This is a genomic window from Candidatus Solincola tengchongensis (assembly GCF_015711935.1).
Classification (GTDB): Bacteria; Actinomycetota; Geothermincolia; order Geothermincolales; family RBG-13-55-18; genus Solincola_A; species Solincola_A tengchongensis.
Map to the genome: position 1 here is coordinate 13227 of NZ_JACVJJ010000047.1, position 23080 is coordinate 36306.

Sequence of the window (23080 nt, forward strand, 5' to 3'; positions counted from 1 at the left end):
ACCTCCCTCTCCGTGATCTTTCAGGTTCTATTATAGTGGCCGATGCGTTGCTCCGTGATGAGAATCGAAGGATTTCGGTTATTGCCAGCTCGCGAACCGCGCTTTCGACGTCTTGCCCCCGATACGGCGAAGATCGAGGAGGCCGTTCCTCTGCTGCAGGGAGGGTTCCCGAGGCGCCCCCGATAAAATTCGTGTTCGGGGAAGGTGCGGTGCCCAGAGGGCCTCGGTCCTTCCCCTGTGCCCGGACCTTCCCCCGCCGCGGCCTCGCGTTAGGGCGGCTGGTGGAGTGGGAGGCGAAAGAGGCGTTGTTCACATCGCCGCACTGCAACGGCATGAAGGGGCCGCCTTTTTGGCCGGGCCGCGAACGGCGTGGAGATGAGGAGCGGATAAAATGTCTTAAAGGCGCTCCTCAATCGAGCGACTGGGTTCCGCCGGCAACGTGCGGTGGCCGGGATTTCCGTCGCCTGCCTAGCTCCCCTGGTCGGCACGCGGAATTATCCCTGCGCCTGTCGCGCGGCGACAAGCGATTCCATGGCCTTCACCGCCACCGCCACAGCGTTGCTCTCGCCCTTCTTCAAAGCCTCCGGTCTGATGCGCCCTCCCTCCGCGTGGCGGTCCACCACGCCCGTCACGCACCCCCCTCTGAGCCCCAGCACCCCGCACATGGTGAGCAGGGTGGCCGCCTCCATCTCGTAATTGAGGACGTTCATCATGCGCCATTCCTCGGTCATTCCCCGGAAGCGGCGCGGGATGTAGCCGCGGAAGGCGTCGTGGCGCTCCTGTCCGGGATAGAAGGTGTCCGAGGAACAGGTGATGCCCACGTGATGGTGGATGCCCAGTTCCTCCGCCGCGGAGACCAGGGCGCCCACCAGTAGATGATGGGCCACGGCGGGATATTCGACAGGGGCATAGTGGGCGGAGGCGCCGTCCATGCGCACCGCGCCGGTGGTGATCACCACGTCGCCCACCTCGATGTCCGGCTGGATAGCCCCCGTGGTGCCCACGCGGATGAACGTCTCCACGCCCAGCCGGGCCAGCTCCTCGACGGCGATGGAGGTCGAAGGTCCCCCGATGCCCGTCGAGGTCACCAGCAAGGGTGTGCCTCCCAGATAACACAGCCAGGTGCGGAACTCGCGCTTCCAGGCCAGCTCGCGGCATCTCTCAAGGGGAGGGGTGGAGGCGATGGCTTCCACGCGGGCCGGGTCGCCGGGGAGCAGGGCGTATTTGGCGCCCACGATGTCCTTCTTGCGGAGGGAGAGGTGATAGACGGTTGACGACCGTCTCGGTTCCCTCGCGCCTGCCGCTTTCGCTTGTCCGTTAAGGTCCATGCCGTGCGTGCCTCCTCGTGACAAAAGAGACATGGGTTTTCACGGTCCTTAAGTGTCGAGAGAAGTATTCCCGTTCGGATTCGGATCTTAAACCTCGTGCTCTCCGTGGCGCCTTACGCGCGCCGGAAGCTCGATGCCCGTTTCCCGTCCGGATACCGTAGCCTTTCGGCGGTCGCCTCAGGATTTGGGAACGTTCGAAAGACCGACATTTCATCCTCGCGAAGCGGGCAGGTCTGCGGAACGAGAGAGGCGACCTCTTGCAGGTCAGATCTTAGACAGCGTGTCTCGCTTGTCTGTGCGGCGAAGTACCTGGAGGATGTCGATAAAACCGCAGGGGCTGCATTCGAGGATTTGACCATGCCTTGAGAAGGTCTTATATTCGAGAAAGGTGAATCAGGAGCGCCTTCAAGCTTCCGTCGAACTCGGCTAGAAACGCGAAGACGCCGTTGGGAGAAAAAATAGGAAGCAGTTCTTCAAGAGGAGAGATCACCGCCCTCCGGGGTCAAGCGCGTTTATCGTGGAAACACCGTGCTCGTCGTTCACATGGGATTCTTGACGCCTTGACCGTGAAAATGCGAGTGCCCGCGATTGCGGGTTGAAGCCCGGACGCGCCGAGCCGTGTGTTCTTACCTTAAAAAACGGGATTTGTGCTCGCGGAAGGGGAAGGAGGGCTGGCCTCGAGCACTAGGACACTGGGTTGCGAGGAGGCTGTCAGGCACGGTCGGACGGAGGTGGGGGTAATGGATGTTCAAAGGAGATTAATGGTAATCCTTGCTGTGTTGTTTCTTGTGAGCCTGAGCGCGCTCGCGGGGGTGAGCTGCGGAAGGTCGGAGACCGCGGAAGTGACCGCCGAGGAAAGCTTGGAGGAGAGGGCAGGGGAGGGCACCGAGGGGGTGGAGGGGACGACCACCGGCGAAGGGCCGGAAGCGGCGGAGGAGGGCGGGGAACGCCCGGAGGAAAGACCCCCTCGCGAGGCCGGGGGTCTGCCCTTCAGCTTCGACACCCAGACCATCGGATCGGGCGGTTATCCCGACCTCACCATCTCCGACATCCGATGGTCCGACCAGGGCGATTACTACCGCTTCGTCTTCGAGATACGCAAGACGGATGGCGGCAACGCCGACCGCCTGCCGCTCTCGCAGAGTTACTACTCACCGGATCGGACCCGCCTGTTCATCTTCGTGTCCAACGTGTCGGTGACGGACGACCAGCTGCGGGAAGAGGGCGACAGCGTCTTCCTGGGCCATCTGCCCGTCTCTCGTATAACCCATACAACGGGCCCGAGCAGCATAGAGATCACCTTCGTCCTGGACCTGGTGAGGCCACTGCCCTGCTACCTGCATTACGAGACCGCTCCCCTGAGGGTGATCCTGGACGTGAGAAAAACCTGATCTCCGCCAAGGGATTGGCCTGACGCATCAAGGGATTCGTCCAGCCGTTCCGTTGCGACGGATCTCAGATCCACGTTTACTCAATCGGCAGGAAGCAGGTGCTGATGGTGGCCAGAACGTCGCCCGACGTGCAACTTTTCCGCTATTCTTCCTCCAATACCGCCGGCGGCTCTTACATCCCGTTCCGGTAGGGCGCATGGCTATGGCCTGCCTTGCCTTGCGGATATTTTCCAGGGGCTGGCATATGAGCGGACCTAGCGGCCCGATGCAAGCCCCTTATTTGAGCGCCGAGATCATGCCGTATCCCATGACCCCGTCGCGAAAGGCCTTCTCCAGGCTGGTGCAGGCCCTGGCGAAGTCGGCGGCGTAACGGCGGGAGGCCTTTTCCCCGGCGCGCTCCAGGAAACGCAGGGCGTTCTCTCGCCAGTGTTTCAGGGTGGGGGTGACCTTGTCCGTCACGTTAACCACCCGCAGGTCGGTGAAACCGGTGTCCACGAGGATATCGCATAGCTTCCCCAGCGTGCTTATATGGGCCGGCCCCCACACCTTGGGCGCGAAGAGGAAATCCCTCAGGTTGACGACCATGTTCCGCAACCCTTCCCGGAAGGGCAGCGTCCTCAATTGCACGAGATCGCACATGGCCAGCCTCCCGCCTTTCTTCAGGACCCTGAAGCACTCCCGGGATAAGGCCGCCTTGTCCTCGATGGGGTGAGAGGCCTCCATGATCCACACCAGGTCGAAGGTCTCATCGGGAAAGCCGTTCCGCAGGGCATCGGCCACCTTGAACCTCACCGCATCGCATCCCCGTTCCCTGCTCGACCCCTCGGCAATGCGCACACCCACTTCGCTGTTGGAGATGCCGTCCACGGCGCATCCGTATCTCTCGTGGATGTAGAAGGCCGCCCCTCCTATTCCGCAGCCCACGTCCAGTACCCTGTGGTTCGCATCAAGCTCGCACAGGCGGAGGAGCTCTTCCACCATGTCCAGTGCGGCCTGAGAGAGGCTCTCCTCCCCGGTGCGGAAATAACCGAAGTGGAAGTGGTCACCCATGAACTCTCTCCACAGGGCGGTGACCTTCTGGTAGTGAGCCGCCGAATCCCGAGTCAACACCTTCCTCCTCTCAGGCGTCGTGTCCGCAGAGGCGCAGGGCGGCTTCCCTTATGCGGCGCACGTCGGGCAAGACCTCGTCCTCCAGTCGGCGGGCGTAGGGGATGACCTCCCGAGGGCCCACCCGGGCGAAGTCCGCTTTGATCCCGGCCTCGGACAGGACCGCGGCCACCTCCCCGCTGAGCCCGTACCCGAGGTAGTCCTCATCCACCACCAGGACGCGGCCGGAGCGAGCGGCGGAGGAGAGGATGAGCTCGCGGTCCAGCGGGCAGGCGCTGCGCAGGTCGACGACCTCGGCTTTGATGCCATTATCTTCCAGTATGTCCGCGGCCTCCAGGCAGCGGTGCAGGCTCACGCCCAGGCTGAGGATGGAGATATCGCCGCCGTCCCGCGCTTTTCTGGCCTTGCCGATGGGGACCGGGAGGGGTGGGGAGGGCACCTCCCCCCTCGCCCCGGCCGCGGGGACGTCGAAGCAGACCGTGCTCCGGCCGCCGGCGCCGAGGTAGTCCAACCAGTAGTCGGAGAGCAGCTTGTGCTCCAGGAAGACCACCGGGTCCTCGCTCTCTATGGCCGAGAGCATGAGCCCGGCGGCATCGGCGGGGTTGGAGGGGACGACAACGGCTATCCCGGGCATCCCGGAGAGAAGGCCCCACAGGCACTGCTCGTGCTGTCCCGCGTCACCGTAGCCGCCGCCGCAGGAAGCCCGTACCACCAGGGGAACGTTCCACTTGCCTCCCGAGAAGGCCCTGATCTTCGTGGCCTGGTTGAGGAGGGCGTCGAAGGCCACGGCGATGAAGTCCACCATCATGATCTCCACCACCGGGCGCAGGCCGGCCATGGCCGCGCCCACTCCCGCGGCGAGGAAGGCGGCCTCGCTTATGGGCGCCTGGCGCACTCTTTTAGGGCCGAAACGCACGAAGAGTTCGCGGCGCAGCATGGTGACGTCCTCCCCGAAGGTGATCACCCGCTCGTCGCGTTCCATGGCCATCCCTAGGGCGAAGTCTATGGCTTGAGCGAAGGTCATCTCAGGCATGGGATCCCCCCCTTCCGGCCTCCCACAGGGCGCGTTCCACCGCCTCCTCCACCTCGCGCCGGGCCTCCCCCTCGATCCGGCGGCGCGCTTCCTCGCCCAGGAGGGATGCAGACCGCCGGAGGGGGTCCTTTTTCAGGAGGCACCTTTCGGCGCCCAGTACGGTGAGCGTCCTGCCGATCGTCCCCAGGCGAGGCAGCCGGTAGGCGGCCGCGGAAACGGGCTTAGAGAGGAGGGCCCGCATGAGGGGCGGCCCGATCTCCATAGTCTGGCGAATCGGCTCCCGGAAGACCCGCAGCAGGGGGTCCCCCAGGAAGTGCCCCTCCATCCTGGGGCAGGAGGCCAGGATGAAGCTGGGGCCACGGCCGGCGCGGGCCCGGCCTACCGCCCAGGCCGCCGCCTCCCATACCTTGTCCACGCGGGTTCCGTCCACCCGGCGGGCGGGGATGCCGAAGGAGCGCGCGCGGCGGAGCAGGTTTCCGCCGGTCACCGAGCGGGACCTGGTGGTGATGGCCCAGCGGTTGTCTTTGCACACCAGGACCAGGGGGAGTCTCCACGCGGCGGCCAGGTTCAGGGCCTCCAGGAGCATCCCCTGGTTGCAGGCCCCTTCCCCGAAGAAGGAGACCGCCACCCGCCCGGCTTTGAGATACTGGGCGGCGACGGCGAACCCGGCGCCCAGGGGCGCCGAGGAGCCCACTATCCCCGAGGAGGCGGAGAGCAGCTCGCGGCAGAAGAGATGCATGTGGCCTCCCCGCCCTCCGCACAGGCCGTCCTCATGCCCCAGCATCTCCAGGAAGAGGGGGAGGAGGTCGATCCCCCGCGCCACCAGGGGAGGCGTGGAGCGGTGATCCAGGGCCATGGCATCGCCCTCCACCAGGTGGGCCACCACACCCGCCGCCACCGCTTCCTCGCCCACCCCCAGGTGCATCTCCCCGGAGATCAAGCCCCGTTCCCAGAGGTCGGCCAGGGCCTCCTCGCAGAACCTGGCGCGCGCCATCCTCCTGTAGAGGTCTTCCAGGTCCGGTTTCATCTTCCCGCCTCCCGGACTCTTCGGGATCATTCCTCCACCAATCCGGCTGAGATCAGGCGGTCCAGGGCCCCGAAGAACCTGAGCCCCAAGGAACGCGCCCAGTCGCTGGCCTTGGTGGCGCGGGGCCTTCGGAAGACGCCCCCTCTCTTGGTCAGGGTGCGCGGTCTCCATTGCGGCGAATAGTCGATCTCCTCCCGAGCCCGGTCGGCCCACTCCATGCGCAGAGCGTCGCCCACCCAGACGGGAACGTACTGGTGGCGGCACGGATTTCCGGGCGTGATGTATATGGTGCATCGCCCGGGGTCCATGATGATGGAGTTGAGGGTGCGGGCGATGTTCATCTCCACCAGGGCGTCCAGGATCTCCCCCCGGCGCAGGTGGCGGAAGAAATTCCAGGGATGGCAGCAGATGGTGGCGTCGTCCACGCGCTCCTCGTAGGGGCTGCGGTCCATGCCGAACTCGGCCAGCGCGGAGTAGTTGAGGCCGTGGTCCCGGGTTATTATGCGGGCCGTCTCCCGGTCTATCCTCCCCCGGAACATTTCCAGAAGTTCCCACATGCGCGCTAGGCGCGCGAAGGAGCCCGCGATGACCTTCTCCCTCCGCGGGTCGGCGCCTCCGGCCAGTTCGCGGTCCAGGAACTGGTAATGGTTGGCGGAGGCCAACACGCCCCCGTGGTCCGCGGCCTTCTCCACGGCCATGTAGCGGTGGGAATATTCGATGACCGCGGCGTCCCCGCCCATGTCGGCGAAGATGCAGTTGGCGTTCATGAGGATGGCCATGGCCAGACCGGGCAGGACCTCGCGGGGGTTGTCCCTCCAGACGCCTACCGCTCCGTCCACCGTGGACTGGGTCTCCATGGCCAGGTTGTTGAGCTCGAAGAAGGTGAGGCCTTCCCCGCCGTCCATGGAGCCCACCGAGTTGACGCAGGCGGACAGCCCATCGGAGTTCATCACCCCGATGCCGAAGAGCACCGGGAGGCCGAGACAGACGTAGGGCTTGGCGCCGGCCACGTCCCTGACGTAAAGGGGAATGCGGCCCATGAGGAGGCGGAAGAGGGGGGAGAGGTCGAAATTCCAGGACACGTACACCTTGCCGTCCCCCGTGGCGGGAGGCACGGCGGCGAAGTTGGTGCACCCGGTGCCGGGCAGCGAGGCCAGAGTCAGCGCCGCCGCGGCCACCTCGGCGGCCTCGACCCCCAGGGCGCTGGCCAGCCCCGTGAGTCTCTCCCGCTGCGCCGGATAGCGGTCAGCCAGGAGATCGAGGTGGCGGCGCGCCGTTTCCCGGACGCGGCCGGGCTGCGCGCCCGACCTTCTAAGCCAGACGGCGGTGCGGGAGAGCGCCGCCCGGTAAAGGGCCTCCCGCTCCCTTCCCGCCGCATAACCGAAGCCGAATTCGTCCCTCGAGGTTATGGCCCAGAGCATCCCTCACTCCTTTCCGAGAGTCGTGAACCGAAAACCGAAACCCCGATTACGCCCGTCACGATCATTTTCTCCGGATTGCCTTTACGCGTAAACCGCCGTCATGTGGAAAAGGCGATGAAGAAGCGCAAGGCCGGGTCGTCGAACTCCACTTCTTCCGGCCGGAAATCCAAAGGGTCGAAGTCGCTGCCCAGCCATTCTATGTAACCTTGACGTTTCGGGTGGCTGGGGTCGGCAAGGATGCGCAACATCCGGTAATAACCGGGTATCCCTCCGCAGTCTTCTGGGGGGCAGGCCCCGGAGCCGTCCAGGCAGCGGGGATAGAACACGTCCGGGTCCCGCGGCAGTATCCCCTCCAGTTCTATCCCGTGGATCCAGCCGTCTCCGAAATCGTATTCGTAAGAGGCGAGGGCATTATCGGGCGTGAACCAGTCGGCGATCTTCTCTTCCCATCCCGCGAGCTCGGTATAGGGTTCCTCGTTGGGGTCCAGGCTCAATTCGTCTTCGTCGGGTATCCCGATATGTGCGACGCCGTTGCCGCCCGGTCGCGGCATGGAGAACATGTGGAGGTGGCAATCGAGCCAGCCCATGGCGTCCTGAACGGCGACGTGCAGATCCCAGAAGGAGTAATCACCCGGGACCTGGATGCGCCTCCATATGAGCGGCTCGCTATCCACTAGATAGACGAGGAATTGGTAAACATTGGAATATTCCCTTTGCCACCCCGCTTTGGCGAGAGCGTCCTGCCATCCCCTTCGGCGGCTCTCCATCAGGCTTAGGATGTGAGGGATGACCTCGGGAGGAGTCGTGGGGTTGAGGATGTTGCTAGCCAGCCGGGACATCGTGGCCATTGTCGACGTCGAGAACTCGCGTTCCAGCCGGTTTTCGCCGAACATCTCCCTTATCTGCCTGGAGCGCGTGTTCATGGAGCTGTGGGAGATGCCGAAGAAGGCCGCGATCTCGTATGCCGCCACGTGAGGCTCAAACCAGGGGGTGAACAGCAGGTTGATGCTTCCCAAGGCATGGATGACGCCCGCCGCCCAGACCTCGGGTTTGCCGGAGAGGAAGGGAACCTCCTTCTTGCGGGACATCTTTTCCACCAGCCTCCCGCACAACTCCCGGTATTCCGAATCCAGGTAGCGGTCGCAGAAGGAGAAGACGAGCTCCAGGATACGCTCCTTTTTTTCGTGGATATCCCGTTTCTTCTTCGCCTGCGACCCGGAAGAGCCTTCGGAGAAGCCCTTTTTCAAGTCCAGGATAAGAGCCTCCGCTCCCTCCTCGCCCCGGTTCCATATGGAGTGAGGCGTGCCGGCGAGTATGAAGGCCGCCTCCCTCCCCTTCACCTCCAGGGGATGTCCTCCTATTTCCAGCACGAGCGTTCCGTGGAGAACCACGACGACGCGATCGTGGGCGTGGGCATGCGGCTTAGGGGGCCCTCCTTCGCCGGGTTCCAACCCCAAAAAAACGCATTTTATGACCCGATTCCCCTCCCCGTTCAAGAGGGGAACGGGTCGCGAAAAGCCGTGGGACCGCAATCTCATCACCCTTCCTTCAGCCCGGATTCCACGCGACCCTGGTGGTACCCTTCTCGGCCATCCCTTCAAGCCCTGCCTGGCCTCTCCTTACGTGAACGGTCGCCGACCCTCTCTTTTCTGTCTTTCAATTTTCCTATCCGCCTCTCGTGATTACAAGTGGCAGTACAGTCGCCGAGGCGCTGTCTGGGCCCGCCTGAAGGCCCTGTGCCCGGCTGCAGAGGGTAAAGAGACGGCGGGACGCGTTTCCGCTCTTTTACCGTATTTTTCCTGGACTGGATCGCCTTACCTGACGGGTGGCAGCGGCACGCGACCTCCTTGTTGTGCACCGTATCCGCCAGCGGGCAACGCGGTGAACCTCGGATGCAGCGGCGCCGGAGGAAATAAGCGCCGCCGTGAGAACGCGCTCCCCCATGGCCACGGATAGGAGGCATCGTTTCTCGAGCGCCTCCGTCCCCGCTGCGAGGCCTCGCGGTTGCGGAAATGGTCACCGGGGAAGAAACCCTTCGGACTCGAGCCTTGATACCTCGGGGCGGTGAGGGAAGGCATCCGTTTCAGTCGGGTTTCGAGGCGGCATCGCATGGTCCGGAGTCGTTTGTCACCCCTCTCGGTTAGCATTTTCTAAGAAGGGTGAGAAGAAGACCGTGGCCATAAACCGCATGTTGCCGAGCTGAACGGCTCTAATTGCTCGGTCGGCGAGTAGTGCATGGACGAATAGATAGTAATTAATGCCATAAAGAAAAGATGAGGTCGAAGGGACATCAAATGTATCGCCATCCGAGCGCTCCGGCGGCGAAGGCTGCCTGTTGGGAAGGAGAGAATCTTTTCTCGCCCGTATAGGGGGTTGGCAGGAAAGAAACGTGAGAGGAAGAAATTTTCGATTGAGAGCCGTTCGGTGACCGGATTGCCGGACCGCAAGGGCTGGAGGACGGGAGGACGAGATGCCCAAGCAACTGGTGAGCGAGCTGGAACCCGGGGAGGAGGTAAAGAGCGTTTTCCTGGTCATGCGCAAGGAGCTGCGCAAGACCAAGACAGGAGCGCCTTACCTGGCCCTGGAGCTGGCGGACAAGAGTGGAAAGGTGGAGGCGCGGATCTGGGACAACGCCCTCCGCTACAAGGACGCCTTCGCCGAGAGGGATTACGTCGCCGTGAGCGGACGGGTGGAGAGATACCGCGAACAGGTCCAGGTGGTGGTGAACTCCCTGCGCCGCTGCGCCGAGGAGGAGGTGGACGTCTCCGACTTCCTCCGAGTTGTGGGGACGGATCGCGCGGAGCTGGAGGGCGAGTTGCGCCTGGCGGCAGAGGAAGTAAGGAACTTTCACCTCAAGAGCCTGCTTCTCAGTTTTCTCAACGACCCCGATTTCATGCGCCGCTTCACCAGGGCCCCTGCCGCCAAGAATTACCATCATCCTTATCTGGGGGGCCTGCTGGAACACACCGCCAACACGGTACGCATCTGCCGCATGGTCTGTGAGCTCTATCCCGAGGTGGACCGCGACTTGCTCATCACCGCCGCCGCTCTCCACGACATAGGCAAGATACAGGAGCTGGAATACGACAGGGCCATCGACTTCACCGACGCCGGTCGTTTCCTGGGGCACCTCCTGCTCTCCGACCAGATGATAAGAGAGAGGGTAGCCGCCATGCCGGGATTCCCCGAGGATCTGGCCATGCGTCTGCGCCACGCCGTCCTCAGCCACCACGGCGAGCTGGAATGGGGATCACCCAAGCGCCCCAAGACCCTGGAGGCCATCCTCCTGCATCATGTGGACAACCTGGACGCCAAGGTGAACAGCTTCCGGGAGATAATCGAGAGGTCTGCGGAGAGCGACTCCCCCTGGACGGACATGCGGAATCTCTTCAAGCGCCCGCTCTACAATCCGCGCGCCTTGAGCCAGGAGATGGAGCTGGACCTGGAGGAGGAGTTGCCGCGGTAGAAGTCTTTCGGTTGGTGCGGAAAGCGCTACAGGCGGATTTCGGGGCAAACGATCGCACTCTTTAACATCCTCCGCGCCGGCGCCCTTCCTGCTTGCGGGAAACGGGTTTGACGGATTCTGCTTCACGGAGTAAACGGAGGAGAAAAGTGGGGCTTCGGGGGGTGGGGCCAGTGTTGTGCGCCGGTGCCGTGGCCAGCACGGGGCTTCAGCGGTGCTTTGCCGCCGAACGGTGCCTGAGCCACCGAGAGGCGGGCCTTAAAGAAGAACGCAGGGCATGCATGGCGTGCAGCATCCCTTCGCGGAAACGTTGGAGCTCTCCGACATCCAAAGGATGCCCTCCATAGCGTGCCCTCTCGTACAGGAGGAGTTCCGCCTCCAGGTCCAGTCCGGGGATTGCTTCCTTTAACATGGAAAAATATTCCTTTAGCGTGCTTCCCGGAGGACGCGGATACCCCAGCCTTCCGGCATCTTCCAGGAAAATGCCCATGAGTGAATGCAGGGCGGGAGCGTTCGAAGCGGTCGCGCGCCGTTTACGCAGGTGGAACCTGAGTATGAGCCCGGCCATGAGAAGCAGGGCAAGGACTGAGGGAAGCCACGGCGCACTGCGCGCTGAGTAAAGGACGCCGGAGGCAAGGGAGGACAGGCCACCGCCGAGGGCGGAGAGCCCCCTCTTCAGGGCGGGGCGCAGGGAGGGGGGCAGGAGTGAAGACAGGGTACGGCCCACCCAGGCGAAGAAGTCGCGGAAGACCCACGAAAGGCCGTAGGAGCCCCGGCTTTCGGGAAGGGAGAAACCGGGTGTGGGCTCCCTGGTCACCCAGCCCACTCCCGCCAGGTAGACCTCCACCCAGGCGTGGGCGTCGTCGAGGGTCACTTCGTATAGGCCGGTCACCGGGTTGTATTCCCCGGTGGCGTATCCAGTGACCACCCGGGAGGGGACGCCCGCCAGGCGGCACAACACGGCGTGGGCGGTGGCGAAGTGCTCGCAGTAACCACGGCGCGTCTCGAAGAGGAAGTGGTCCACGGCATCTTGGCCTGGAGGAAGAGGCGGTACGTCGAGGGAATAGGCGTACTCGCTCTTGAGGAAGTCCTCGATGGCCTTGACGCGTTCCAGTGGTCCGGCATCAGATGGTATTATTTTCCTGACCAGCTCCTTCACCCTTTCAGGCATTTCCGGCAGTTCGAGGTAGGGCCGCATGGCCTCTCCTGTGGCGAAAGCACCGAGGGAAGCCATCTCTTCCTCGCTCATGTCGATACTGTGGGACACCACGCTGTAGACCAGACCCTCCGTGAGCTCGAACGGGCTCCTGGTGCCGGATTCATCGTGGTAGACGTAGTCGGACGGGTAGTAAAGCAGACTCGGGCGATAGGCGGCGAAGATCACGTTGGGCTGGTCGCTCTGAAGGTAATAAGTCTGCAGAATCGTTTTTCTCGCCAGGTGAGACTGGCATTCCGGGGCGGGTATGGTGAAGGGCTGGTAAGGAGTGCCCAGCCTGGGCGGCTCCTCCTCGGGGAGGACCCAGGAGTAGCCGTTGTAGACGGAGAAGGCCAATCCCCTCCAGTAAGCGGGTTCGCTGGCCCGCACCAGCATCACCGGGAGATCCACAAGCTTGCCCCTTGCCCTCAGGTCCAAGAAGGTGCCGAAACCGAAGTAGGCTTCGGGGTTGACCTCCAGGGGACGGTCGGGTGGGCGGAGGGGGAGCTGAGGGTATCCCGGGTTGCGCACCGAATAGCCCTGGGAGGAGAACCAGGGACGCCGGAGGGAGAAGGGGAGGGAACGGATGTAGGTGGCCGGGATACGAGGTATGAAGGCTCCCACCAGAAGACCCACGACCACTACGAACACCAAGAGCAGGCTGAGGGTGGCGGAGACTCCCCTCCAGACCGTCCTGGGAGGGCTCTTGAGATGGCCGTTCCGGGAGAAGGAAGCAAGCCGGGACCTCTGGGCGAAGTAGAGCGAGGGAGCGGCACAGGCCAGCCAGAGGAGCACGACCCAGGCGAAGGATGAGGTGAGGGAGTAGGAGGCGGCCAGAGCCAGGATGATGAACGAGCTTACCAAGGAGAGCAGCAGATCCCTGCGGCGCGGCAGATCGAAGCTGTGCAGCACCTGTACCCACAGGAACAGCTCGGCCAGTGGCGCGCGGGTGTCAAACGGCTGCAAGTAGGACCGGCGCAGGAAGGAAGCCAGGGCCACCAGGGTGAGGGCGGCGATGGTCAGCTTGACGGGGATGTTGGAGCGGTGGCGGCGCCACCAGCTGAAAAGGGATCCCGCGGATATCAGGAGGAGGGATGCCAGGACCAACGAGGCATTGATCACCTCCTGGAGGCCAAGGGCGGCGATGGACACGCACACCGAGGCCCAGACGGCAAGGCGCAGCCCTCCGGATTCCTCTATATCCCTCGGCGCCGCAAGCCTGCGCAGGTTACGCAGGGATTTTCCAGACATTTGGCTATGTCATCTCCTCGGCCGCATACGGCCACACCCTCGACATAGGGGGGCAGCTCCACGGAACCGTGGCGCAGGATGCGCTCCAGCGAGCCGCCGTCCTCCATGCCGGTATTCCATTTATTGCCATCCGGTCCCTCGACCAGAATCCAGACCACCCCGAGGTCCTGTGGTATGCGGGATGCCGCCGGCAGGTCCTGGAGAGAGCTTACCGCGACTATCTGGCACACGAGAGCGCCACCGGATATCATGTGACGCAAACCCTCCAGCTGTTCCGTTGGTCCCGGCTCGCCCTCCGATTCCAGCGCCGCAAGCCAGCGGAGAGCCGCCCGAAGGCCCGGTGCCTCGTAGGCAACGGGAACGGGGCCTCGGTAGGCGGCCAAAGTCACCGGGCACCCCACCGAAAAGGCGTAGGCGGCAGCGGTGGCCGCCACGCGGGCCTGCGCGTCCAGTCGGTCCCGGGCTTTCCAACCTCCCGAGTCACTCCCGCGGTTGTCCAGTAGGACGACCAGCCGGATGCTCCTCTCGGCCTCGAACTCCCTGACCACCAGTTCTCCGCGCCTGGCCGTGGTCTTCCAGTGCACCCGCCCCAGGGGATCGCCTGGCCGGTACTCGCGCACCCCGTAAAAGTCCAGCCCCTCTCCCCGGGTGGTGGCCGGAAGGAGTTCGCGCCAGGGGTAAAGGAGGGCGTCCAGGAAGGGGAAAGAGGCGAGCTCCGCGTAGCGGGGATAGACTTCCAGCCGGGATGCCGGGGTTATCCGGCTGGAGTGCCGGGAGAGCCCCAGAGTCCCCTCGGAGTAAAAGTAGAGTGGCCAGTCGCGGTAGATGCCCCGGCGCAGTCCACTCCTCCTGTATCTTATGGCCTCTTCCTCTCCGCCGGGCAGGCGGGGGAGCAGAAGCACCGCCGCTCCGCCGGGATACCCGTCGTCGTGAGCGGCCTCCACATCTCCGGCAAGCGCTTCACGAAGCGCCTCTCTTATGCTCCGGCGTTTGGCTTTAAGGACGAATCTCGACCTCGTATCCGCTTCACAGGGATCCGCGTCGACGACCGCCAGGAGATGGCGTGCGAAACGCCCGCCGTTGCGCACCCGTATCTCTATCTCCAGGTCCTCTCCCTCGACGGCACCCGGCGGGTGGAGGCGCTCCGCCTCGAGTCCGCGCACTTGGAAGAGAGATTCCAGCCAGGAGACCAGCAGTGCCGCAAGGAGGAGGCCTGCCAGCCAGAAAAGCCAGCCCGATTGGGAGTTTATCCCGATCAAGATCATGGCCAGGGAAAGAGCCACCACGATCAGGGAACGCGCGGAAAACAACGCCACCTCCTAAAGCACGGGCACCGGGACGCGCTCCAGGACCCCCTGGATGAGGGCACGGGCTTCGGAGAGGGCACGGGAACGGGCGGCGGGAATGACGCGGTGGGCGAGCACCGGGACTGCCAGTGCCTTCACGTCGTCCGGGGTGACGAAATCGCGGCCCTCCAGGAAGGCCCTGGCCTGGGCCGTCCGTACCAGGAATATGGTGCCGCGGGGGCTGGAGCCCAGGTGGAACCCCTCCTCCTCACGGGTGAGCCGCACCAGCTCCACGGCGTAGGATAGCACGTCGGGATGTACGGTCACCTCCCGGACCCTCCTCTGCAGAACGGGTATTTCCCCGGCCTCCAGGACGGGGCCCAGCGCGTTCACCGGATGCTCGAGGAGCTGGGCCTCCACTATCTCCCGCTCCACCTCCGCCGATGGGTAGCCGATGGTGAGGCTCATGCAGAAGCGGTCCAGCTGGCCCTCGGGAAGGGGATATGTCCCGTGGTATTCCACGGGGTTCTGAGTGGCGATGACGAAGAAGGGCCGGGGCAGGGTATGGGTGGTGCCGTCGGCGGTGACCTGGCCTTCATCCATGGCCTCGAGGAGACTGGACTGGGTGCGAGGAGTAGCCCGGTTTATCTCGTCGGCCAGGATTACGTTAGCGAATATGGGTCCCGGCTTGAACTCGAAGTCCGACGTCTTCTGGTTGTAGATCACCGTGCCGGTGACGTCGGAGGGGAGGAGGTCGGGAGTGAACTGTATGCGACGGTAGGTGCCGTGGATGGACAAGGCCAGCGAGCGGGCCAGCATGGTCTTGCCCACCCCGGGGACGTCCTCCACCAGCAGGTGCCCGCCGCTGAGCAGGGCGACCACCGCCAGGACGACCTGCTCGTCCTTGCCCCGGATCACCCGGCGCACGTTGTCCACAAGAGCCCTTGCCGGACCGTTTCCCCCGTCCGCCGTCCTCTCTCCCATTGAATTCCTCCCCGCCTCGGGGCTATAAGCCGGCCGTCTCTATACGGCCGCATCACCGCCCGGCTCTCCGGACCGGAAGGCGATTCATCGCCTCCCGCGGCGCTTCCGGGCGGAGACCCCAATTCCTAATATCGAGATTAGGGGCCGGGATGTTGAGATGCAACGACGGAGGTCAATGGGCCGCGTTCCCCCCGACCCGGGCAGGGGCGTGGTTTCGTCTTTCATAAGAGGAGGGGATAATGGAAGACGTCGGACCAACGGGTCGTGGAGGAGGAATACGGGATGTTCCGCCAGGCGGACCTCTTGATGCCCGGAGAAGGGCTGCCGGAGCTGGGAACCTGTGACGCAGTGGTGGAGGTGGCGGGCCGGGACAGCGTGGGCGCAGCGGTGGCCCTGGCAAGGGCGGGCAGAATAAACCGCGTCCTCCCCTCCATAGCCTTTACCGGGACGGAGTTCGGGGACCTGGATTCCCTTTGGGGGAACGTCGAACGCTTGAGGCGGCTGCTGGAGCCGGAGGGGGTGGCGGTAGAGAAGCCGGTCCTCCACGGCTCGCCGCTCTGGTGGCGGGCTACCGTGGGGAGGGTGAACTCCCTGCTCTCGCTCCGCTACGGTCCATGGCACGTCTGTCTGGGATGCCATATGTACCTCCATGCCCTGCGCATCCCCCTCTGCAGGAGGATAGGGGCGCGGAAACTGGTGGCAGGAGAGAGGCTGAGCCACGCCGGGAGGGAGAAGATCAACCAGTCCCGGGAGGCTGTGGAAGCCTATGCGACGGTGGCGGAGGCCTTCGGCGTGCGCTTGGAGCTCCCTCTCCTCGGGGTGGACGACGAGGGGGATATAACCTCCCTGGTGGGGGAGTGGAAGGAGGGGGAGGGGCAGCCCTCCTGCGTCCTCTCCGGGAATTACCTGGCACGGGACGGAAGGACCATGACCGACCCGGAAAGGGTCCGCGCCTATTTGGACGAATATCTGGTCCCGGTTACGTTGAGGATACTCTCCGAAACAGTCGAGAAGGGAAGTGCCGATTATCAGGGGTCGGTATGGGATGTAATGGTAAATATTCCCATGTAATACGGAGGCCCACAGGCAGACTGCCGTCCGGGAGTGCCGCCTCCGGTGACGGGCGGTCGGAAGGCGGCGCGTCGAATCTCTCCGGTTTGCGCGGTCTCGAGGAAAGGGAGGGCGCATCGCCGGGGGCCCCGCTTACCGGTGTCGCACGGCGGCGCGCAAGCGGCCGGGGAGGCTCCCGTTTGCCAAACCGCGCTTCGAAAGGAGGGTGAACAGGGTGAAGGTCCTTTTCCTGGTCCTGGACGGGCTGGCCGATGTCACCCATCCGGAGCTGGGAGGAAGGACGCCGCTGCAGGCGGCGAGGACTCCCACCCTGGACCGGCTGGCGGAGGAAGGGTGCTGCGCCCTCATGTATCCCCTGGGCCCCGGGGTGTGCCATTCCAGCGAGGTGGCGCACTGGAGGATGTTCGGGTACCGCCCGGAAGAATATCCCGGGCGCGCTTACTTCCACGCCCTTTCCGAGGGAATCCCCTGCTCATCGGGCGATGCCCTGTTCATGTTCAACCTGGTGCCCGTGGTACGGCGGGAGGGAAAGGTCTACGTGGCGGATGAAGGGGTCCCCGGCATGGCGGAGTACTGCCGCCGGGTTGCGGAGGAATTGAGGCGATCCGCCCCGCAGGGAATGGAGCTCCATTACCTCGGAGGCATCGAGTTCCTGGCTGTGGTGAAGGAGGGGTCGGCGCATCTCCTCCCCACTGATCCCTTCCTGCACTACCTTCCCGTCGCTGAGCTGGGGCCCGAACCGGGCTGGGAGGGGGACGAGGATACGGCGCGCACGGTGCGCGTCCTGCGCGAGTTCGAGGAGAGAGCCGAACGGGCGATGGCTAGAAGGCTCAAGCCGGAAGGTTGGGAGGCGGGCCTGATAATGAAATGGCCCTCGCGGGCCGCCTCCCCGCTTTCCTTCGAGGGGAGATACGGAATGCGGGCGGCGGCGGTGGTCTCCACGCCTTGTTTCCGGGGCCTGGGCATCTTCCTGGGCATGCGCGTGGTCTACATGGGAGACGCGGAGGCCGGGTCCGACCTGAATGCCAAGCTGGGCGCGGCGTCGGAATGGTTCCGGGAAGGCGGGGAGTTCGCCTTCATCCATACCAAGCATGCCGACGAAGCTGCCCATGCCGGAGACCCGCAAGGGAAGGCGGAGGTCATCGAAGCTATGGATCGCGCCTTGAGCGCGCATGCGGAGACCCTCTTCTCGCGCGAGGTCCTCACGGTGGTCGCCTGCGACCATTCCACCCCTACCGCCCGCGACCCGCGCGTCATCCACGGCGGGGACCCGGTCCCGGTTCTCTTCCGCGCCCCAACGGTGAGGCGGGATGCGGTGCGGGAGTTCGACGAGGTGAGCGCCGCCGCGGGCGGGATGGGCCAGCTGCGGGGCGAGGACCTCATGCCCCTGGTCCTCTACCTCTCCCGGCGCGCCCGCTTCGTCACCTGAGGGAGGCGCCGGGCTTTTCGGGAGGGAGGCCCGTGCCTGTGGGAGAACACCGTCCTTTCCTTGCGGAACCCTGCATCGCGGACCGGTCTTTCGTTCGCGGGATAAAGCGGACACGGCTCACGGGATGGGGCAGGGGCATGAGAACGGGCGCGGCTTTTAACGGAGCGCGGGACATCCATGGCCGCGACACGTGCAGAAGGCGCTCTCTTGCGTGAGCGGGGGTAGAGGGGAACGCCGCGGATCTTGCGGGTATAATGCTCGGTGTGTGGGTTCGCTCCGGCGTCGGACGGAATGCGGGAGGGAGAGTCGTAGATGGAGGCAAGGGATTTCGTCCTCAACTGCTCGGACGTGGAACTCAGAGGCAAGGTGCTCTACCCCCTGGGAGGGGGAGGGGTCCCCCTGGTGATCTTCTGCCACGGCATACCCAGCGGGGATCCGGCCGTGCCCGGCGACCCCGGCTACGAGGGCCTGGCGGAGCGTTTTCTGGAGAGGGGCGTGGCGGCTTGCATCTTCAACTTCCGGGGCACCGGCGATTCGGGGGGCGATTTCTCCCTCCCCGGCTGGATGGAAGACCTTACCATCATACTCGAGGAGGCCGGCTCGGGACGTGGCGCCTTCGAGGGATGTCTTCCGGACCGCATGGCCCTGATGGGCTTCAGCGGAGGGGCCGCGGTGAGCATCGTGTGCGCGGCGCGGCGTCCGGGCCTGCGGGCCCTGGTCTCCGTCTCCTCCCCGGCGGATTTCGCCCACCTCATCACCCGCGAGGGTATAGGGGGCTTTATCGCCCACGCCAGGCGTATCGGCATTATAAGGGATCCCGCCTTCCCTCCTTCTGAGGACGAATATTACGAGGGGATGCATGCCTGCCGCCCGGTGAGGGAGGTGCACCGGATATCCCCGACGCCCCTGCTCATCGTCCATGGAGACGCGGACGAGACGGTTCCCGTGCGGGAGGCCCACCTCCTCTACGAGGCGGCCAGGGAGCCGAAGGAGATGTTCATCGTCCCCGGGGGAGGCCATAAGCTGAGGCACCACGCGGAGGCCATGGACCGGGCCGTCGTCTGGCTCCTGGAGAGGTTGTGAAACTTCAGTGTCTCACATGCTCTCCGGGGCGGAGACCCCCAGTATGGAGAGGCCGTTGCGCAGCACCTGCAGCGTGCAGCGGACCAGGAAGAGACGGGCCGCGGTGAGCTCGGCGTCGTCGCTTATCACCCGGTGGCGGTTGTAAAAGAGGTGGAAGGCGGCCGCCAGCTCCTCCAGGTAGCGGGTCAGGCGGTGGGGTGCGCGGTCCAGGGCGGCGTCGCGGATCAGCTCCTCGAACTCGAATATCTTCAGGGCCAGGTCCATCTCCTCCTCCTCGCCCAGCCGGCGCAGGGTGGCGAGGTCGGGTATCTCCTCGCCCATCTCCACCCCTTTTCCCAGCCCGTAACGCAGTATGCTGCAGATGCGGGCGTGGGCATACTGCACGTAGTAGACTGGGTTCTCCATGCTCTCCTGGACGGCCAGCTGGATGTCGAAGTCCAGCGCCGTGTCCTGGCTGCGGGTGAGGAAGATGTAGCGGGCCACGTCTTTACCAACTTCTTCCACCAACTCGTCGAAGGTGACCATCTCCCCTGTGCGCTTGGACATGCGCACCGGCTCTCCCCCACGCTTGAGGTTGACCAGCTGCCCCAGTATGACCTCCAGGACGCCGGGATGGCCCTTGGCCTCCAGGGCGGCCTGCATGCGGCGCACGTAGCCGTGGTGGTCGGCTCCCCAGATGTTGATGAGGTGTCGGTAACCCCTGGCGAGCTTGTTCAGGTGGTAGGCGATGTCGGCGGCGAAGTAGGTGGGCGCCCCGTTGCGGCGCAGGAGCACCCTGTCTTTGTCGTCCCCGAAGCGGGAGGTGGCCATCCAGATCGCGCCGTCCTTCTCGTAGGCCAGCCCCTCTTCCTGGAGTTTCCTGACCTCCTCCAGAACCGCACCGCTTCTGTGCAGTTCCCTCTCGCTGAACCAGTTGTCGAAGCGCACCCCGAAGGAATCCAGCGATTCCCTTATCCTCCGGAGCATCAGGCGGTAAGCCCTCTCTCCCAGCTCGGCCCTCCTCTCCTCCGGGGGCGCGTCCACCAGCCTCCCGCCGTCCTCCTCGAGGAGAGCGCGGGCGATGTCCCGCACGTAAGAGCCGTGATATCCCTCGGCCGGGAACTCCACTTCCTTGCCTGCCAGTTCGAGGTAGCGGGCCTCGACGGAAGCGGCGAAGACCTCCATCTGGGTCCCGTGGTCGTTGAGGTAGAACTCGCGGTCCACGTCGTAGCCGACCGCTTCCAGGAGGTTGCACAGGGCATCGCCGAGGGCCGCCCAGCGCCCGTGACCCACGTGCAGCGGGCCCACCGGATTGGCGGAGACGAACTCCACCAGGACGCGGAGCCCTCCCCCCAGGTCCCAGCGGCCGTAGGACGCTCCTTCCGAAGCCACGCGCGTGAGCTCGCGCAGCACCCGGTCCCGGTCCAGCGTGAAGTTGATGAAGCCCGGGCCCGCCACCTCGACGGCGCTGAGGAGGGGATATTCCCTCCCGTCACCGGCTGAGCAGCCGCTTTCCTCCAGGCGGCGGACGAGGGCGGTGGCGATCTCCCGGGGATTTCGTCCCGCCCGGCTGGCCAGGACCATGGCCACGTTGCTCGCCCAGTCCCCGTGTGCCTTGTGGCGAGGGCGTTCGAGCACGAAGTCCACTCCCTCCGGAGCCGGGATCTCCCCCGCCTCCGCGGCGTCCTCCAAGGCCCGCTCTATGAGTTCCCGCAGTTCCTTGACTATCAAGCCATCTCTCCTTCCCGCTCTTCTGGCGACGGCTTCCCGCTGTCCCTTTGCTGCGGCGCGCTCAAGAAGTCCCGCGTGGTCTTCACCCGCCGTGCCCTCCTGACGCTCGGCCCATTCTCTACCCTCCCCTGTGCGAGCGAAGCCGGGCGCGCCGACTCCCCTGCCTGTGCCGGCCTTTCCCCGTTGGCGGGTCAAGGCGGCAGAGACCGTGGCCTTCAAGAAGGCGTCAGGACATCACCCGTATCTAAACCATTCCTAACGGGTCGCATCTTGAGGGAAGACGTGCAACCGTACGCGGGTTTATTTTAAACCCCGTGTCGCCCTAGGGCTCAAGCTCCCGCCGGATTGCCCGGCGTGGGATTGGATTCCCCACTTCGAACATTCCAGGGGACGCTCCAAGCTCTCCCTAAGCCCCGCGTGGATCGCGGTCCTTCTCTACGCCGGTCTGGATGCTGCGAGCGCCTTTTTCCGGGAGGCGGACTTTCCCGCTCCCGTGACTCTCGCCAGGGGTTTTTCCAGAATGGAGAGCAGCCGGACACCGTACTTACTCCTTTGGATGGCGTTCATAAGCAGGTTTATGCAGAACATGCACTTCATCGCCGTCTTGACGTACAGCTGCTCGCTGGGGGTGAAGGCGGAAGCAAAACGCTCTTCCACATCCTCCGGAACGCCGTCCGGACGGGTCAGGAAGTCCCGCACCCATTTCAGGGCCACGTATTCGCGGTCCTCGAACTCGTCGAGCTCCAGCTTGCGCAGGCGTCGTATCTCCTCCAGGGACAGGCCGGCGTTCCGACCGAACGCGCTGTGCGCCCGCATTCACCAGTGGCAGTCGTTGCAAGTCGCAGTGACGATCATTATCCGCTCGCGAAAAGCGGGGGATATGGCATGGCGCAGGTAGATGTCCGCCAACGTCATGAGCCCCAGGCCTACCAGCTCTTTCCAGTGGTGAAACGCGTGCTTGAGATTCCGATATTCCCTGTGGACCACGCCTATCTGCGGTCCCCGCCAGTCATAGGGGTGCATGGACACCGTGCGTTCGCCGCCTCCCTGAAGAACCATCGTGCCGAGACCCAGTGCCCCGAGGATGAGCAGCGATCGCTTTTTCATGGCGAGCCTCCTTTCGCAGCCGGAACTTGTTCTGGATGAAAATACCTTCGCCCGTAACTGCGGCAGGCCGCGTGCCGCAGGGCGCTTTCCGTTTCCGGCCCCAGCCGGCCTCCGGCGGCGAAAGCCGGATACCCTTTCACCTTGTCGGCGGGCGAGAATATACCCGGCGAGAGGGCTTCTCAACCACAGCTCGCCCGACCGGTCACCGCCGTTTTCACTCCATTTATATGTTAGTTACTCCATTCGGGACAAGCGAAAGATGCGTGGGGCCGAGTGTCAGGCTCCTTGGCCAGAGTGCCATCCATGGCCGAACAGGGTTCTCGCCTCTGGGCGGAAGCTGCGAGAGCGGTTTTTCACCTCCTTTTAAACTCCCGCAATCATGTCGATGAGGGGTGGGCTTTCCGGGACAGGAAAGGCGATGCGGCCGTCGCCGGGACGGCCGCATCTTTTAGGGGTGCATGGGGAGAGCTCTATTTACTGCTCACTCTCTTAGGGGCCCTCGCAGACCCTGGAGGCCGCCGTGCACGAAGAGAGAGGCCAGGGCTTCAGCCCTTGACTTGACGGCCTCCGCCCGGGATTCGTTGATCTTCCCTTCCGAGGCCAAGCGGTCGGCTATCTCCCTTATCCGGAAGGCCAAACTGTCCACCAGGTCCTCGGCGGAGACCCCCTTCTCCTCCGCCACCTCGGCGATGCTCGCCCCCTCCTCAAGCCGCTCTTCCAAGTCCTCAACGGAGATACCCAGCTCGGAAGCCGCCACCTCCAGGAGCTCCCTGCGGGAGCTCCTCAGGAGATCCACCCTCTCTCTCGGGATTTCCCCCCTCTCCCTGAGTCGAGGATAGGGATGGTTGGGCCCAGTCTCCGTCCAGGGCCTCCCGTGGACGGGACCCGCGGGGGCCGGTCTTTCTCCGTCCGGTTTGCCCACCGCGTAGCCGAGGGCGAACATCCCTCCGAGGAGGGCGAGGGTCACCAGCCCGGCAAGAACAGCCGCCATCACCCGGTGGCGCCTGAACCATCCGAGATGTCCATCACCTGTGGCACGGGGTTCACCTCCCACCGGCGGCGGAGCGGCAGAGCCGCCGGCCGTCTCCGGCGTAGGCGTCATGGACAACTGAGAGACTTCCTCCGCGGCCTTCTCTCCTGCCGTATCGGAAGGGCCACAGGTCGCCTTTTCCTCCGACGGCAGGGAGGATCCCA

Annotated in this window: 18 protein-coding genes; 5 read left to right on the forward strand and 13 right to left on the reverse strand. The window is 64.6% G+C overall.

The genetic code is table 11. The features are described 5' to 3' along the window. Positions 1-494 precede the first annotated feature (494 nt). Positions 495-1328, reverse strand: a complete 834-nt coding sequence (gene udp / locus H7007_RS03485; RefSeq protein ID WP_287153108.1) for a uridine phosphorylase — start codon at positions 1326-1328, stop codon at positions 495-497. A 761-nt stretch (positions 1329-2089) separates the two neighbouring features. Between udp and H7007_RS03490 the strand changes: the two genes are divergently transcribed. Further along, positions 2090-2719 (forward strand): hypothetical protein, encoded by a 630-nt coding sequence (locus H7007_RS03490; protein WP_287153109.1) that lies wholly within the window; start codon positions 2090-2092, stop codon positions 2717-2719. A gap of 276 nt (positions 2720-2995) precedes the next feature. On the opposite strand, the gene H7007_RS03495 is transcribed toward H7007_RS03490, so the two are convergent. From H7007_RS03495 to H7007_RS03515, 5 genes are all read right to left on the reverse strand, one after another. Beyond that, entirely contained in the window at positions 2996-3826 is an 831-nt protein-coding gene (locus tag H7007_RS03495) for a methyltransferase domain-containing protein (protein ID WP_287153110.1), read from the reverse strand. Positions 3827-3839: 13 nt separating this feature from the next. Beyond that, positions 3840-4859, reverse strand: coding sequence for an alpha-ketoacid dehydrogenase subunit beta (locus tag H7007_RS03500; RefSeq protein ID WP_287153111.1), 1020 nt, complete (start codon positions 4857-4859; stop codon positions 3840-3842). Continuing rightward, positions 4852-5886, reverse strand: coding sequence for a thiamine pyrophosphate-dependent dehydrogenase E1 component subunit alpha (locus tag H7007_RS03505; protein ID WP_287153112.1), 1035 nt, complete (start codon positions 5884-5886; stop codon positions 4852-4854). Before H7007_RS03505 ends, H7007_RS03500 begins: the two co-directional genes overlap by 8 nt. A gap of 26 nt (positions 5887-5912) precedes the next feature. Next, entirely contained in the window at positions 5913-7307 is a 1395-nt protein-coding gene (locus tag H7007_RS03510) for a C45 family autoproteolytic acyltransferase/hydrolase (RefSeq protein WP_287153113.1), read from the reverse strand. A 98-nt stretch (positions 7308-7405) separates the two neighbouring features. Further along, positions 7406-8845 (reverse strand): IS1096 element passenger TnpR family protein, encoded by a 1440-nt coding sequence (locus tag H7007_RS03515; RefSeq protein ID WP_287153114.1) that lies wholly within the window; start codon positions 8843-8845, stop codon positions 7406-7408. 932 nt (positions 8846-9777) lie between these two features. On the opposite strand from H7007_RS03515, the gene H7007_RS03520 reads away from it, so the two are divergent. After that, the gene (locus H7007_RS03520) at positions 9778-10773 is read left to right on the forward strand and encodes a 3'-5' exoribonuclease YhaM family protein (RefSeq protein ID WP_287153115.1); all 996 of its coding nucleotides are present in this window, start codon (positions 9778-9780) and stop codon (positions 10771-10773) included. Positions 10774-10978: 205 nt separating this feature from the next. Here the strand turns inward: H7007_RS03520 and H7007_RS03525 are convergent, their stop codons facing one another. The 3 genes from H7007_RS03525 to H7007_RS03535 are packed head-to-tail and all read right to left on the reverse strand — an operon-like array spanning position 10979 to position 15486. Further along, on the reverse strand, positions 10979-13216 hold the full coding sequence (locus H7007_RS03525; RefSeq protein ID WP_287153116.1) for a transglutaminase TgpA family protein: 2238 nt from the start codon (positions 13214-13216) through the stop codon (positions 10979-10981). Continuing rightward, positions 13162-14526, reverse strand: a complete 1365-nt coding sequence (locus H7007_RS03530) for a DUF58 domain-containing protein (RefSeq protein ID WP_287153117.1) — start codon at positions 14524-14526, stop codon at positions 13162-13164. The genes H7007_RS03525 and H7007_RS03530 overlap by 55 nt, the downstream gene beginning before the upstream one ends. 9 nt (positions 14527-14535) lie before the next feature. Further along, entirely contained in the window at positions 14536-15486 is a 951-nt protein-coding gene (locus H7007_RS03535) for an AAA family ATPase (RefSeq protein ID WP_287153118.1), read from the reverse strand. A gap of 282 nt (positions 15487-15768) precedes the next feature. Here H7007_RS03535 and H7007_RS03540 point away from each other — a divergent pair, with 282 nt between their 5' ends. The 3 genes from H7007_RS03540 (at position 15769) to H7007_RS03550 (ending at position 19069) form a co-directional block, all read left to right on the forward strand. Continuing rightward, positions 15769-16557 carry a hypothetical protein gene (locus H7007_RS03540; protein ID WP_287153119.1) on the forward strand — a complete coding sequence of 263 codons (789 nt, stop codon included), beginning with the start codon at positions 15769-15771 and terminating at the stop codon, positions 16555-16557. Positions 16558-16762: 205 nt separating this feature from the next. Further along, positions 16763-17986: an alkaline phosphatase family protein gene (locus H7007_RS03545; RefSeq protein WP_287153120.1), complete on the forward strand. Its 1224-nt coding sequence runs from the start codon at positions 16763-16765 to the stop codon at positions 17984-17986. Positions 17987-18298: 312 nt separating this feature from the next. After that, entirely contained in the window at positions 18299-19069 is a 771-nt protein-coding gene (locus tag H7007_RS03550; protein WP_287153121.1) for an alpha/beta hydrolase family protein, read from the forward strand. A gap of 12 nt (positions 19070-19081) precedes the next feature. Here H7007_RS03550 and argS read toward each other — a convergent pair whose 3' ends face one another. The 4 genes from argS to H7007_RS03570 form a co-directional block, all read right to left on the reverse strand. Then, on the reverse strand, positions 19082-20779 hold the full coding sequence (gene argS, locus H7007_RS03555; protein ID WP_287153122.1) for an arginine--tRNA ligase: 1698 nt from the start codon (positions 20777-20779) through the stop codon (positions 19082-19084). A gap of 435 nt (positions 20780-21214) precedes the next feature. Next, positions 21215-21595: a carboxymuconolactone decarboxylase family protein gene (locus H7007_RS03560; RefSeq protein ID WP_287153123.1), complete on the reverse strand. Its 381-nt coding sequence runs from the start codon at positions 21593-21595 to the stop codon at positions 21215-21217. Beyond that, complete coding sequence (locus tag H7007_RS03565) at positions 21596-21886, reverse strand: hypothetical protein (protein WP_287153124.1); 291 nt, start codon at positions 21884-21886, stop codon at positions 21596-21598. It lies immediately after the preceding gene. A gap of 481 nt (positions 21887-22367) precedes the next feature. Next, a complete protein-coding gene (locus H7007_RS03570; protein WP_287153125.1) occupies positions 22368-22877 on the reverse strand; it encodes a hypothetical protein in 510 nt (169 codons plus the stop codon). Positions 22878-23080 lie beyond the last annotated feature (203 nt).

Bases quoted from the DNA above. Each gene is read 5' to 3' on its own strand.
- udp (WP_287153108.1), bottom strand. From the start codon at position 1,328: ATGGACCTTAACGGACAAGCGAAAGCGGCAGGCGCGAGGGAACCGAGA.
- H7007_RS03565 (WP_287153124.1), bottom strand. From the start codon at position 21,886: ATGAAAAAGCGATCGCTGCTCATCCTCGGGGCACTGGGTCTCGGCACG.
- H7007_RS03525 (WP_287153116.1), bottom strand. From the start codon at position 13,216: ATGTCTGGAAAATCCCTGCGTAACCTGCGCAGGCTTGCGGCGCCGAGG.
- H7007_RS03550 (WP_287153121.1), top strand. From the start codon at position 18,299: ATGGAGGCAAGGGATTTCGTCCTCAACTGCTCGGACGTGGAACTCAGA.
- H7007_RS03570 (WP_287153125.1), bottom strand. From the start codon at position 22,877: ATGGCGGCTGTTCTTGCCGGGCTGGTGACCCTCGCCCTCCTCGGAGGG.
- H7007_RS03560 (WP_287153123.1), bottom strand. From the start codon at position 21,595: ATGCGGGCGCACAGCGCGTTCGGTCGGAACGCCGGCCTGTCCCTGGAG.
- H7007_RS03515 (WP_287153114.1), bottom strand. From the start codon at position 8,845: ATGAGATTGCGGTCCCACGGCTTTTCGCGACCCGTTCCCCTCTTGAAC.
- H7007_RS03500 (WP_287153111.1), bottom strand. From the start codon at position 4,859: ATGCCTGAGATGACCTTCGCTCAAGCCATAGACTTCGCCCTAGGGATG.
- H7007_RS03520 (WP_287153115.1), top strand. From the start codon at position 9,778: ATGCCCAAGCAACTGGTGAGCGAGCTGGAACCCGGGGAGGAGGTAAAG.
- H7007_RS03490 (WP_287153109.1), top strand. From the start codon at position 2,090: ATGGTAATCCTTGCTGTGTTGTTTCTTGTGAGCCTGAGCGCGCTCGCG.
- H7007_RS03510 (WP_287153113.1), bottom strand. From the start codon at position 7,307: ATGCTCTGGGCCATAACCTCGAGGGACGAATTCGGCTTCGGTTATGCG.
- H7007_RS03505 (WP_287153112.1), bottom strand. From the start codon at position 5,886: ATGAAACCGGACCTGGAAGACCTCTACAGGAGGATGGCGCGCGCCAGG.
- H7007_RS03540 (WP_287153119.1), top strand. From the start codon at position 15,769: ATGTTCCGCCAGGCGGACCTCTTGATGCCCGGAGAAGGGCTGCCGGAG.
- H7007_RS03535 (WP_287153118.1), bottom strand. From the start codon at position 15,486: ATGGGAGAGAGGACGGCGGACGGGGGAAACGGTCCGGCAAGGGCTCTT.